Genomic DNA, 12,908 nt, shown 5'->3' on the forward strand with positions numbered 1-12,908 from the left:
CTAGATTTCGTAGTCCAGCGGTACCGGCTGGCTGTAGCCGCCGGCATGGTAGAGCAGGGGCGAGCCGTCCTCGCCCACCTGGCCGTCGACGACCTCCACCACCACCACGGCGTTGTTCTCGAAAGACAGCCTCATCTGGATCTTGCCGATCAGCCAGCCGGCTACGTCCTTGAGAACCGGAACATCGTGCGGGCCAAGCTCCCAGTGGTCGCCGCCAAAGCGGTCCTTGGTGCGGGCAAAACGGTCGGCGAGTTCCTGGTTCTCGAGTCCCAACATGTGCACGCCGATGTGGGTGGTGTTTGCCACGGCAGGCCAGGAGCTCGAACTCCGGGCCATGTTGAACGTGAACCGCGGTGGCTGGGCTGACAGCGAAGCGACGGACGTGGCGGTGAAACCGTAGGGCTGGCCGTTGTAGTTGACGGTGATGATCGCCACGCCGGCCGCATGGCGGCGGAACATTTCCTTGAACGTACGCTCGAACGGCACGCGATCTTCGGTCACTATGAAAAACTCCCTGGATTACCCTGAACGGGACTTGGCTCTCTTCAAGGGTATGGCTCACGTGGCACCCCAGGGAAACTGTTTACCCGCACGTCCCCCGGTTGAGGGGCCTGAACATTTGTTAAGGTTTGTTTCATGACACAACGCATCCCGCGGCGCTCCTCCGGGCTTCAATGGGCCTGGTTCGCCGCCGCCACAGCAGGAGGGATCCCCGTTGGCTTGCTTTGGTGGCTGCTTGCACCTGGTGGCCTGAACCTCATCACCAGGGATCCCGCACTGGGGGAGGGCACGAACCCGCTGGTATGGCTGCCCAGGGACCTGACGCTCGCTGGCCTGCTTGTTTTTGCCGGCTGCCTGCTGGCCGTGTTTATCACTGACAAATCCAGGCGCTCCCGGCAGGAGGACCTGGTGCTTGCCCTTGCCGGCAGCCTTGCAGGGGCCGCTGTCGCCTGGCAAACAGGTATGTTCGCAGCCCAGCTGTGGGGAGCCCCGGCGGACACCTCCATCAATGCCAGTGTGGCCTTCTCGCTGCGGTCGTTGCCGGTCCTGCTGCTCTGGCCGGCGGCCACTGCCATCGGCACCTTCGCCATCAGCCTCCTTACGCTCCTGCGGCAGGGACCGGAGGGGACCGCCGGCCCTGTCGGCAGGGACGCTGCTTCCGGCGCGTAAAATGAACCGGTGACCATTACTCCTGAGTTTCCCGCCACCCCCACTGCCCCTGCCGTCAGCTTCCGCACGGTCGACCTCCGTGGCAAGGGCCTGACGCTGGCCGGACTGCGGGCGGCCGTTCCGCGGGCCCAGCACCAGACAGTGGCGGATGCCGAACAGAAAGTCCTGGACATCATCGGGGATGTCCGGCGCCGCGGCTACGACGCACTCACCGAGTACGCCCAGCGTTTCGACGGCGTGGAACAGGACCACCCCCTCGTGCCGGCTGCGGGATTGGCGCGCGCTCTGGCGGAACTGGATCCGGCCGTGCGGAATGCCCTGGAAGAGTCCATCAGCCGCGCCCGGCGGTTCGCGGACAGCCAGCGGCCGCGGAATATCGACGTCGAACTCGGCGACGGTGCCATCGTGAGCCAGAACTGGGTCCCGGTTGCCAGGGTTGGGCTTTATGTCCCGGGCGGCCTCGCCGTGTACCCCTCGTCGGTCATCATGAACGTCGTTCCCGCCCTTGCCGCGGGAGTAGCCTCGATCGCGCTGGCATCGCCCCCGCAGAAGGACTTTGGCGGCCTTCCCCACCCCACCATCCTCGCCGCCGCAGCCTTGCTCGGGATCAACGAGGTCTACGCCATCGGCGGGGCGCAGGCCATCGCGGCGTTTGCCTATGGCGTGGACGCCACAACGGCCGGGCCCACGCTGGAGCCCGTGGACGTTGTCACGGGACCCGGAAACATCTTCGTGGCCACCGCCAAGCGGCTGGTCAAGGGAGTCGTGGGCATCGACTCGGAAGCCGGCACCACCGAAATCGCGATCCTGGCGGACTCCACCGCCCAGCCGCGCTTGGTGGCCGCCGACCTCATCAGCCAGGCCGAGCACGATCCCAAAGCGGCCTCGGTCCTGATTACGGATTCGGAGGACCTCGCCGCTGCCGTGCGGATTGAGCTCAACACCCAGGCAGCAGCAACCAAGCACTCCGAACGGGTGCGTGAGGCGCTCTCCGGGCCCCAGTCCGGCGTGGTGCTGGTGGAGGATCTCGAACAGGGCGTCGCGGCGTGCGACGCGTATGCGGCCGAACACCTTGAGATCATGACTGCGAACGCGGCGGCCGTGGCAGCACGCATCCGGAACGCCGGTGCCATCTTCGTGGGGGACTACAGTCCTGTCAGCCTCGGGGATTATTGTGCCGGCTCCAACCATGTCCTGCCCACCAGCGGAACCGCGGCTTTCTCCTCCGGCCTGAACGTGACCACCTTCCTGCGCGCGATCCAGGTGATCAACTACACCAAGGGTGCCCTGGAGGAAGTCAGCGGGCACATCGTCAGCCTCGCCGGGGCAGAAGACCTCCCCGCCCATGGACAGGCCGTGACAGCCCGCTTCGGCAAACCCGCCTGACGTTCCCCGGCCTGGCAGGGAAGCACTACATGTAGTAATTACAAGCTTGTTATTACGCAAGATGTAGTCGTAGACTGGTAGCTGGACACCGGCCAGCCGGTGGGCATTAAACTGACGCCGAGAGAGCGAGAGAGGGACGCCATGTACTGTCCGTTCTGCCGCAATCCGGATTCCCGTGTGGTGGACAGCCGCATGGCAGACGACGGATCCGCCATCCGGCGCCGCAGGCAGTGCCCCGAATGCGGCCGTAGGTTCACTACGGTGGAGACCACCAGCCTTTCGGTCATCAAGCGCTCAGGCGTCGGCGAACCCTTCAGCCGCAGCAAGGTGATCAACGGTGTTCGCAAGGCGTGCCAGGGCAGGCCCGTCAGCGAAGACGACCTCGCCCTTCTGGCACAGGAGGTCGAGGAACAGATCCGGGCCTCGGGGGCAGCCGAAATCGACGCCCACGAAGTAGGGCTTGTCATCCTTGGTCCGCTGCAGAAGCTGGACAAGGTGGCCTACCTTCGTTTTGCGAGCGTGTACCAGGCCTTCGAATCCCTTGAGGACTTTGAAACGGCCATCTCCCTGCTCCGCCACGAGTCGGAACAGGAAGCCAAAATAGCCGTGACTGAGACAGCCAAGGGCGCGCCGAGCTCCGAGAAGAGCTCCCTCTAGATTCCGGTGGTGGCAGCGGAGGGGAAGCCGCAGTCACCACCGGCACCCTGGCGTTCGAGCGCAGGGATCCGTTGGCCGCTACCTGCCGCCTGAGACCGGCAGCACGGCGCCGGTGATGTAGCCCGCCTCGTCCGACATCAGCCACATCACGGCCGCCGCCACCTCGTCCGGTTCCGCACCGCGGCCCATCGGAATAGTCGGATTCAGGCGTTCGACGCGGTCGGGCATTCCTGCGGCCGCATGCAGCCCGGTATTGGTGCTCCCTGGGGCCACGCAGTTGACCCGGATCCCCCAAGAGGCCACCTCGGCGGCGAGTCCCGCCGTCAGGACGTCAACTGCACCCTTCGAGGCCGCGTAGTGGGTCCACGTGCCGGGCGAGCCCGCCTTCGTGGCCGTCGATGAGATGTTCACGATAGACCCGCCGGTACCGGCACCGGCGGGCCCAAGCCTGCGGACGGCCTCTTGGCAGACATAGATCAGGCCGGTGACATTGACGTCCATCACCCGCCGGACGGTCTCAGCAGGCACGTTGGCGAGGTCGCCGATGAGGTTCCCCGTGATTCCCGCATTGTTCACCACTGCCGTGAGCGGGCCGAGCCGGGCCGCGGCGTCGAACATCTCCCGGACGGCCACGGGATCGCTGACGTCCGCCTGCACGGCCGTTGCTGATCCACCGTCGTCGGTAATGGACCGGACCACTGAGCGGGCCCCGGAGCCGTCCGTCGAATAGTTGACCACGACTGCGTGCCCGGCACGGGCCGCGCGGCGGGCAATGGCCTCGCCGATGCCGCGGCTCGCACCGGTGACGATCATAACGCCGGGAGCATCCCCGGCAGGCAGCCCCAAGGTTACTTGGAGAGCTTGTGCTTCAGCGCGATTTCGATGGCGGCGCCAACGATTCCCGCCTCGTTCTTCAATTCCGCGGGCACGATCGGCGTGCGGAGCTTCATGTGGGGCAGGTATTCATCGGCCCGCTTGGAGATGCCGCCGCCCACGATAAACAGCTCGGGGGAGAAGAGGAACTCCACGTGGGAGAAATAGCGCTGCAGCAGCACGCTGTATTCCTCCCAGCTCAGGCCGTCCCGTTCACGGGCCACGGCGGATGCCTTGCTTTCGGCGTCAAAGCCGTCGATCTCGAGGTGCCCCAGCTCCGCGTTGGGGACCAGGCGGCCATCGAAAATGAAGGCGGAGCCGATTCCGGTGCCCAGCGTGATCACCAGGACGGTTCCTTCCACGCCCTTGCCGGCGCCGAAACGTGCTTCGGCGAGGCCGGCGGCGTCGGCGTCGTTGATAACCTCCACCGGGCGGCCAAGCCGTGCGGTGAGCAGCGCGTCGATGTCGGTGTTGAGCCAGCTCTTGTCCACGTTGGCTGCCGAATGGACCACGCCGTGCTGGATGATGCCGGGGAAAGTGACGCCCACGGGGGAGCCGGCAGCAGGAGCGTCGGGCCGTGCGGAGAGCTCGGCAACTACCTGCGCCACGACTTCCGCCACGGCTTCCGGCGTGGCGGGCTGGGGCGTGGGAACGCGGAACCGCTCACCAAGGAGCTTGCCCTTCTTCAGGTCGACTATGCCGCCCTTGATTCCCGTGCCGCCGATGTCGATGCCGATCAGCGGGGCGTTCTTGTGCGACTTCTCGTCCTTCTTGGCCAATGTGATTCCGTTCGTGGCAGTGGGCGGGCAGGAGCGGTCGGCCCGGGGGCTGACCTAAAACAGGGTGGGTCAGGGCAGGGTGAGGATTTCGGCGCCGGACTCGGTCACCAGGAGCGTGTGTTCGAACTGGGCTGTCCGTTTGCGGTCACGGGTGACCACGGTCCAGTCGTCCGGCCACATGTCCCACTCCACGGTCCCGAGGGTCAGCATGGGCTCAATGGTGAAGACCATGCCGGCCTCGATCACGGTGCTGTAGGCGGGGGCGGCGTCGTAGTGCGGGATGATCAGGCCGGTGTGGAATGCTTCCCCCACGCCGTGGCCGGTAAAGTCCCGGACCACACCGTAGCCGAAACGCTTGGCATAGGACTGGATGGCGCGGCCGATCACGTTGATCTCGCGGCCGGGGGCCACAGCCTTGATGGCCCGGTTCAGCGACTCCTGCGTACGCTCGACGAGGAGCCGCGATTCCTCATCCACCTCACCTACCAGGAACGTGTAGTTCGTGTCGCCGTGGACTCCGTTGATGAAGGCGGTGATGTCGATGTTGATGATGTCGCCGTCCTGGACCACGGTGCTGTCCGGGATGCCATGGCAGATGACTTCATTCAGGGATGAGCACAGGGACTTGGGGAACCCCCGGTAGCCAAGCGTGGATGGGTAGGCCTTGTGGTCCAGAAGGAATTCATGCCCTACTTTGTCCAGGTGGTCGGTAGTTACTCCGGGCCTGATGTGCTTGCCCACCTCAACGATGGCCTGCGCGGCGATCCTGGACGCAATCCGGATCTTCTCCACGGTCTCGGCAGACTTGACCTCCGAGCCGGTGAACTTTGCCGGACCGGGCTTGCCAACGTACTCGGGGCGGGGGATCGACGCCGGTACGGGGAGCTGCGGGCTGACCGTTCCCGGGGTGAGGGTGCCGGTGGGTGCAGTCGAGGCTAGGGAAGGCATAGATTGATCATATAAGGCACCGCAGAAGGCCTAGTAACTGGAGGCCGCATCGGGCCCGCGTACGCGTTACGTTACGTGGGTCACGTGGCGGCAGCCGCAGCCCGAACAATGCCGTCGGAACGAGGAGCACCATGACTGAGTACTGGTACAACGTAAACACCCACGAGGTGGAGGAGGACGCACTCTCGGACTGGAGCCAGCTGATCGGCCCCTACAAGACACGCGAAGAAGCCGAACACGCGCTGGATAAAGTCAGGGCCCGGAACGAGGCGTGGGAAAAGGGCGACGACGACGACTGACGCCCGCCTGCCCGGAGGGTTCGCGGCGCAGGCAGCAGGACTGGTCCGCTGAGGAAACCTAGAAGGAGTGCTCCGGGCCGGGGAACTGGCCCGAACGGACATCCTCGCCATAGGCCTTCGCGGCATCGCTGAGCGTGCTGCGGAGGTCTGCGTACTGCTTGACGAACTTGGCCATTTTCCCACCACGGAGACCGGCCATATCCTGCCACACCAGCACCTGTCCCGTGGTCTCCTTGCCCGCGCCAATGCCAACAGTGGGGACGCTGACCGCGGCGTCGACGGCGGCGGCCGTACCGGCGGGAACCATTTCCATCAGGATGCTGAACGCACCAGCCTCGGCCAGCGCCACGGCGTCGTCAACCAGCCGCCGGGCGTCGTCGCCGCGGCCCTGTACCCGATAACCGCCCAACGCGTGTTCGCTCTGCGGTGTAAACCCGATGTGGGCCATCACGGGGATCCCGGCCTGGACCATGGCCCGCACCGTCTCTGCGTAAAACGCACCGCCCTCGATTTTCACTGCGTGCGCGAGCCCTTCCTTGAGGAACCGGACACCGGTGGCCACTGCCTGCTGCGGGGACACCTCGTAACTGCCAAACGGGAGGTCCGCCACCACCAGGGCACGTTTGGCGGACCGCGCCACGGCCCGGCACAGCGGAAGGAGCTCCTCGACTGTGACGGGCAGGCTGGTCTCATTGCCAAACACGTTGTTGGATGCGGAGTCACCCACCAGCAGCACTTCGATCCCGGCCTGGTCGAAAATCTCCGCCGTGTACTGTTCGTAGGCGGTCAGCATTGCGAAGCGGGTTCCGTCCCGCTTTGCCTGCTGGAGGTGATGGATGCGGACCTTCGCAGCAGGCTTGGGAGCGGCGTCCGGCGACGGCGACGAGGCCGTCGAGGGCCCGTTTCCGTACGGTGCGGGTACTTCAGCGGACGCGCGTGAGTCAGAGCTATTGCTTGAGGCCATGGCAAGAGCGTAGTGCGGGACCCGCCGCCGTAGCTACCGGCCAAGAGCGCCGGGCGGGTGATTCGCGTCATATTGGGCTGGCCCTCGGCGCCGCCAGCAGCGGACGCAACCGGCCCTCCTGCCCGTGCACCAGTGTTAACGCTGTGTTACGCGGGGTGCAGGCTCCCGCATCGGCGCCAATTGCTTAGTAAAGTGTTTGTGAACTGCTGCCGGCTTCCTGAACTGCGGACCCGGGGCATGGACGTTGACCGGAGAAGAGGCCATCATGGACCGCCAGCAAGAGTTTGTCCTGCGCACTATCGAAGAGCGCGACGTACGGTTTGTACGCCTGTGGTTCACCGACGTCGTGGGTTCACTCAAATCGGTGGCACTTGCCCCCGCCGAGGTTGAAGGCGCCTTTGAGGAGGGCCTGGGCTTTGATGGTTCGGCCATTGAGGGCCTTGCCCGCGTGTTCGAATCCGACATGCTGGCCCAGCCGGACCCTTCCACGTTCCAGATCCTGCCTTGGCGCGGTGAGACAGAACAGACATCCAGGATGTTCTGCGACATCCTCACTCCGGACGGTGAGCCGTCCGCCGCGGACCCCCGCAACGTCCTCAAGCGCACGCTGGCCAAGGCCGCGGACATGGGCTTCACCTGCTACACGCACCCCGAGATCGAGTTCTACCTCCTCAAGTCCCAGGAACCCGGCCCTGACGGCTCGCCGGTACCCGTTGACGAAGGAGGCTATTTCGACCACGTTCCGGGCGGCGTGGCGCAGGACTTCCGCCGTACTGCCGTGACCATGCTTGAATCCGTGGGCATCTCCGTGGAGTTCAGCCACCACGAGGCCGGTCCAGGCCAGAACGAAATCGACCTCCGGTACGCGGATGCGCTGCAGACGGCGGACAACATCATGACGTTCCGCACCGTCATCAAGGAGGTCGCTCTCCAGCAGGGCACCTACGCCACGTTTATGCCCAAGCCCTTCACGGCCCACCCCGGTTCCGGCATGCACACCCACTTCTCGCTGTTCGAGGGCGACACCAACGCATTCTATGAAGCGGGCGCTGAATTCCAGCTGTCCAAGACGGCGCGCCAGTTCATCGCCGGCATCCTCAAGCACGCCCCCGAGTTCACGGCGGTGACCAACCAGTTCGTCAACTCCTACAAGCGGCTCTGGGGCGGCGGAGAAGCGCCGAGCTACCTCAGCTGGGGCCACAACAACCGTTCGGCCCTGGTCCGGGTTCCGCTGTACAAGCCCGGCAAGGGCCAGTCCGCCCGCATCGAATACCGGGGCATCGACTCTGCGGCCAACCCCTACCTCGCCTATGCGGTCCTCCTGGGTGCCGGCCTGAAGGGAATCGAAGAGGGTTACGACCTGCCCGCGGCTGCCGAGGATGATGTCTGGTCACTGAGCTCTGCCGAACGCCGTGCCATGGGCCACGACCCCCTTCCCGCCAGCCTGCACGACGCCATCCGCTCCATGGAAGAGTCCGAACTGATGCCGCAGATCCTCGGTGAACAGGTCTTTGAACACTTCCTGCGGAACAAGCGCGCGGAGTGGCAGGACTACCGGCTCCAGGTGACGCCCTACGAACTGCAGCGCAACCTCGGCATCCTCTAGGCCGGCGAGGTGAGCCTTGCCCGCCGCCTGATCTCGGCCGGCTTCAGTGACTTGGAGAAGGGCGAGCGGTTCCTCGCTGCCCGCGAACTTGAGGGCCTGGACCAGGACAAGCTGTTCGCCGGCCTGCAGCTGGCAGCGAACCCGGACACCGCCCTGCAGTCCCTGGTCCGCCTGATCGAGAAGCATCCCGACCTCCGGGTGCTGGCCGCGGCCGATCCTGAGACCAGCGAACCGCTGTACCGGGTTCTGGGTGCCTCCGAGGCCCTTGGCGAGTTCCTCATCCGGCATCCGGAGCATCTTGATGCCTTTGAGGTCAGGGCAAGTCCCGAACCGTTGCAGGCGGATCCTGGCCAGCTCCGGGCCGCCCTGCTGAAGTCCGTCCGGGCAGATCCGAGGTCGGCGAGGCCGGTTGCGGCCTTGACCGGAACCGAAGCCTACGTGTCCCTGCGCACTGCCTACCGCCGTGGGGTGGTGGATCTTGCCGTGAAGGACCTGTGCGCTGCGGACCCCCTGGACTTCATGCCCGCTGTCGGGGCTGAACTGGCTGACCTTGCCGGTGCCGCCATCGAGGCTGCCCTGGCCGTATCCCGGGCCGAGGCAGCCGAGCAGTTTGGCGCCGGGGACGTCGCTGACGTCGGGTTGGCCGTCATCGGAATGGGCAAATGCGGCGCCCGCGAGCTTAACTACATTTCCGACGTCGACGTCATCTACGTGATCGATGCCCCCGGCCTCGACGACGCGCGGGCCAACACCATCGGCACTGCCCTTGCCAGCGGAATCTCACGGGCCATTTCCTCGATCGCCCGGGAGCCGGGGTTGTGGGAAGTGGACGCCAACCTGCGGCCGGAAGGCAAGTCCGGGCCCCTGGTGCGGACGCTGCCTTCGCATGAAAGCTACTACGCCCGCTGGGCGGAAAGCTGGGAGTTCCAGGCGCTGCTGAAGGCCCGCACCATTGCCGGCGACGAGGACCTCGGACGGCGCTACGAGAAGGCCATCGAACCGCTGATCTGGAATTCCGCGGGACGGGATGGATTTGTGGAGTCCGTGCAGGCCATGCGCCGCCGGGTCACCGAACACATTCCCGCCGCCGAGGAACAACGGCAGATCAAGCTGGGGCGCGGCGGCCTCCGTGATGTCGAGTTCACCGTCCAACTCCTTCAGCTGGTCCATGGCAAGTCCGACGAATCACTCCGGTGCCGGGACACCACCTCAGCCATTGCGGCACTCTCGGCCGGAGGATACATCGGCCGCTCCGACGCCGCCGGATTCGACCACGCCTACCGCTACCTGCGCCTCCTTGAACACCGGATCCAGCTGTTCCAGCTCCGGCGGACCCACCTCATGCCGGTCAGTGAGGCAGCGCTGCGGGCGCTGGCCAAGGCCGTGCTGGGCCCGTTTTCCAACGAACGGCCGCATCCCGACGCGCTGCTCTCCGCCTGGCAGAAGACCAAACGTTCCGTACGTGAGCTCCACGAACGCATTTTCTACCGGCCCCTGCTCAACACCGCGGCCAAGCTCAGCAGCGAGGATGCCAGGCTCACACCAGAAGCCGCCCAGGGCCGGCTTGCCGCGCTGGGCTACGGCGACCCGAAGGGCGCCATGCGGCATATCGAGGCGCTCACCGCCGGGGTGAGCAGGCGGGCCGCCCTGCAGCGGCAGCTGCTGCCCATCCTGCTGGACTGGCTGGCCGAAGGCGTGGATCCCGACGCCGGCCTGCTCGCCTTCCGCCGGGTCAGTGAGACCCTGGGCACCACGCACTGGTATCTCGGCATGCTGCGCGACTCCACGGCTGCGGCCGAGCGGCTGTGCCACGTCCTGTCCAACTCGCGGCTGATCGCCGACCTGCTGGAGGTCTCGCCCGAATCTGTGGCGTGGCTGGGTCACGACAAGGACCTTGCCCCGCTGAGCTTCGAGGCCCAGTGGCAGGAAATCACCTCCAAGATGTCGCGGCATTCGGACCCTGAAAACGCCATGCGGCTCATCCGGCTGATCCGGCGCCGGGAGATCCTCAGGATCGCCATCGCCGACTCCGCCGGGCTGCTGGGCCAGGAGCAGGTGGGCGCCGCGCTGGCGGACACTGACCGGGCGGCTGTGCTCGGGGCCCTGCGTGTGGCCGAGGCCATCGTCTCCGCGAAGTCTCCGCTCAAGACCGCTGTGCTGATAGTGGCGATGGGGCGGCAGGGCGGCCGCGAGATCGGCTACGGCTCCGACGCCGACGTGATGTACGTGCACCGGGCGTTGCCCGGCTACACGGAGGAGGAAGCCCAGGAACAGGCGGCCCGGATTGTTTCCAAGGTCTCCAGCCTGCTCACCCAGCCGCTGAAGCCCGCCATCATGGCCGAGCGCGTCCTGCAGGTCGACGCAGACCTCCGGCCGGAGGGGAAAAGCGGCGCGATGGTCCGTTCGCTGGATTCCTTCGCCGAGTATTACCGTCGATGGTCCCTCATCTGGGAAGCGCAGGCCCTGCTTCGTGCCCGGCCGATGGCAGGCGATGACGGGCTCGCCAAGGACTTCCTGGAACTGATCGACCCCATCCGGTACCCGGAATCGATCTCGGAGCAGGACGTCCGGGAAATCCGCCGCGTCAAGGCGCGGGTCGAATCGGAGCGGTTGCCCCGCGGGGCCGATCCCGCCCGCCACCTGAAACTGGGCCGCGGTGGCCTCAGCGACGTCGAGTGGCTGGTCCAGCTGATCCAGCTCCAGCATGCGGGCAGGCATCCGGAACTGCGGACCACCTCAACAGTGGAGGCCCTGGACGCCTCTGCCGCCCTGGGCCTCCTGGAGAAAAGCGATGCCGAGCTGCTGGCCGCCGCCTGGCGCCTTGCCAGCCGTATCCGGTCCGCCAACGTCATCTGGAGCGGCCGGGCATCGGACCTGCTGCCGTCCTCCCGACGCGACCTGGAAGCGGTGGCCCGCTGGTGCGGCTACGAGCCAGGCCAGGCGGGCACGCTTGAGGAGGATTACCTTCGCCTCAGCCGGCGTGCCCGTGCGGTCTTCGAGAAGGTCTTCTACGGCCATTAGGGGTAGTGCTACGTTGGGGCCCATGGCTAAGCAAATCTACGTGAATCTGCCCGTGAAGGATTTGAAGAGGTCGGTCGACTTCTTCACCGCCCTTGGCTTTTCCTTCAACCCGGACTACACCGATGAAAATGCCACCTGCATGATCATCAACGAGAACGCCTTTGTGATGCTCCTTGTTGAGGGCTTTTTCAAAACCTTCACCACCAAGGACCTCACCGATGCCACCGGTTCCACCGAGGCCATCATGGCGTTCTCGGTAGACAGCAAGGAAGCCGTGGACGAAACCGTCCGCAAGGCCATCGCTGCCGGCGGCACCCCCTCTCAGGAAGTGCAGGACTACGGCTTTATGTACAACCACAGCTTCCAAGATCCTGACGGGCACCTCTGGGAGGTTATGTGGATGGACCCCGCGGGCCCGCCGGCGGAGGGCGCACCGGCGGGGGACACCGAAACGCCAGGCACCTGAACGGCGAAGCGCAGTCAGTCTGGCTCATTGCCCTCGACGACCTGGGGCCGGATGCGTGCGCAATCCAGCTCGGCGCGGTGGCCCTGCTGGAACTGGCACCGGGGCAGCTGGATTTCGTGGGCGATCCGCTGCGGCTGGCACTGGCCGGCCTCGCGGAGCAGTCCAGGCGGCCTTATGTTATCGAGGCCGGCGGGGAGGCGGTTGGCGTGCTGACCCTCCAGGCAGGGGCTGCCCGCCTTGCAGGGTGGCCTGACGACCACTCCGCGTGGCTCCTGAGGGGTTTCCTGATAGACAGGCGGCACCAAGGCTTGGGCCTCGGCCGGCTCGCTGCGGCAGCGGCTGTGGAAGCCGCTGCGAAACTGACGGCGAGGCAGGGAAGCGGCGAGGCCGGCGTCGTGCTTTCCGTCAACGAGCGCAATCCGGCGGGGCTGGCTGCGTACCTCAACGCCGGGTTCGTTGACCACGGACAGTACTTAGGCGGCGGTTCCGGGCCGCAGCGGACGATGTTCCGCAGTTTCAGCAAGCAGTCGCCCGGCGGTTTGCCATTGCTTCAGGCCCCACATTGACAGATCATGTGGATTGGCGGTGTTCTTCAAACCTTGTTGGGGGGAAGGCTTGAAAAGTCTTCGTCTCGGGGAGCACATGCCAGGGGGCTGGCTCCCGGTCTCAGCACGTCTGGAGTCAGCCTCCACCTTCGGGTCACAAAAGAGTCCGCCCGGGCCGCCAGCGCAATGCTGGC

At 65.9% G+C, this 12,908-nt stretch carries 13 protein-coding genes; 8 read left to right on the forward strand and 5 right to left on the reverse strand.

Features of this window, described 5'->3' with window-relative positions; all coding sequences use genetic code 11:
* Positions 1-459, reverse strand: coding sequence for a flavin reductase family protein (locus ACLKOZ_RS14420; protein ID WP_436476108.1), 459 nt, complete (start codon positions 457-459; stop codon positions 1-3).
* 177 nt (positions 460-636) lie between these two features.
* On the opposite strand from ACLKOZ_RS14420, the gene ACLKOZ_RS14425 reads away from it, so the two are divergent.
* From ACLKOZ_RS14425 to nrdR, 3 genes are all read left to right on the forward strand, one after another.
* Positions 637-1,170, forward strand: coding sequence for a hypothetical protein (locus ACLKOZ_RS14425; RefSeq protein ID WP_436475942.1), 534 nt, complete (start codon positions 637-639; stop codon positions 1,168-1,170).
* 9 nt (positions 1,171-1,179) lie between these two features.
* Entirely contained in the window at positions 1,180-2,556 is a 1,377-nt protein-coding gene (gene hisD, locus ACLKOZ_RS14430) for a histidinol dehydrogenase (RefSeq protein WP_436475943.1), read from the forward strand.
* Between the two features lie 141 nt (positions 2,557-2,697).
* Positions 2,698-3,213, forward strand: a complete 516-nt coding sequence (nrdR, locus tag ACLKOZ_RS14435) for a transcriptional regulator NrdR (RefSeq protein WP_337347763.1) — start codon at positions 2,698-2,700, stop codon at positions 3,211-3,213.
* Between the two features lie 78 nt (positions 3,214-3,291).
* On the opposite strand, the gene ACLKOZ_RS14440 is transcribed toward nrdR, so the two are convergent.
* The 3 genes from ACLKOZ_RS14440 to map all read right to left on the reverse strand — a co-directional run bounded on the left by ACLKOZ_RS14440 (position 3,292) and on the right by map (position 5,813).
* Positions 3,292-4,026, reverse strand: coding sequence for an SDR family oxidoreductase (locus ACLKOZ_RS14440; protein ID WP_337351473.1), 735 nt, complete (start codon positions 4,024-4,026; stop codon positions 3,292-3,294).
* Positions 4,027-4,061: 35 nt separating this feature from the next.
* The gene (gene ppgK, locus ACLKOZ_RS14445) at positions 4,062-4,865 is read right to left on the reverse strand and encodes a polyphosphate--glucose phosphotransferase (protein WP_337347764.1); all 804 of its coding nucleotides are present in this window, start codon (positions 4,863-4,865) and stop codon (positions 4,062-4,064) included.
* A gap of 69 nt (positions 4,866-4,934) precedes the next feature.
* A complete protein-coding gene (gene map / locus ACLKOZ_RS14450; protein WP_376048201.1) occupies positions 4,935-5,813 on the reverse strand; it encodes a type I methionyl aminopeptidase in 879 nt (292 codons plus the stop codon).
* Positions 5,814-5,944: 131 nt separating this feature from the next.
* On the opposite strand from map, the gene ACLKOZ_RS14455 reads away from it, so the two are divergent.
* Positions 5,945-6,112, forward strand: a complete 168-nt coding sequence (locus ACLKOZ_RS14455; protein WP_337351470.1) for an SPOR domain-containing protein — start codon at positions 5,945-5,947, stop codon at positions 6,110-6,112.
* A 58-nt stretch (positions 6,113-6,170) separates the two neighbouring features.
* Here the strand turns inward: ACLKOZ_RS14455 and panB are convergent, their stop codons facing one another.
* Complete coding sequence (gene panB, locus ACLKOZ_RS14460) at positions 6,171-7,076, reverse strand: 3-methyl-2-oxobutanoate hydroxymethyltransferase (protein ID WP_436475947.1); 906 nt, start codon at positions 7,074-7,076, stop codon at positions 6,171-6,173.
* A 265-nt stretch (positions 7,077-7,341) separates the two neighbouring features.
* Between panB and glnA the strand changes: the two genes are divergently transcribed.
* From glnA to ACLKOZ_RS14480, 4 genes are read left to right on the forward strand one after another with little or no spacing between them, the layout of a single operon-like run.
* Positions 7,342-8,682, forward strand: coding sequence for a type I glutamate--ammonia ligase (gene glnA / locus ACLKOZ_RS14465; RefSeq protein WP_337351469.1), 1,341 nt, complete (start codon positions 7,342-7,344; stop codon positions 8,680-8,682).
* A gap of 9 nt (positions 8,683-8,691) precedes the next feature.
* Positions 8,692-11,703, forward strand: a complete 3,012-nt coding sequence (locus tag ACLKOZ_RS14470) for a bifunctional [glutamine synthetase] adenylyltransferase/[glutamine synthetase]-adenylyl-L-tyrosine phosphorylase (protein WP_436475949.1) — start codon at positions 8,692-8,694, stop codon at positions 11,701-11,703.
* Between the two features lie 22 nt (positions 11,704-11,725).
* A complete protein-coding gene (locus tag ACLKOZ_RS14475; RefSeq protein ID WP_436475950.1) occupies positions 11,726-12,169 on the forward strand; it encodes a VOC family protein in 444 nt (147 codons plus the stop codon).
* The gene (locus ACLKOZ_RS14480) at positions 12,166-12,735 is read left to right on the forward strand and encodes a GNAT family N-acetyltransferase (RefSeq protein WP_436476110.1); all 570 of its coding nucleotides are present in this window, start codon (positions 12,166-12,168) and stop codon (positions 12,733-12,735) included. The genes ACLKOZ_RS14475 and ACLKOZ_RS14480 overlap by 4 nt, the downstream gene beginning before the upstream one ends.
* Positions 12,736-12,908 lie beyond the last annotated feature (173 nt).

Origin of the sequence: Arthrobacter sp. R4, from assembly GCF_051365025.1 — a bacterium.
In the GTDB taxonomy this organism is placed as follows: domain Bacteria; phylum Actinomycetota; class Actinomycetes; order Actinomycetales; family Micrococcaceae; genus Arthrobacter.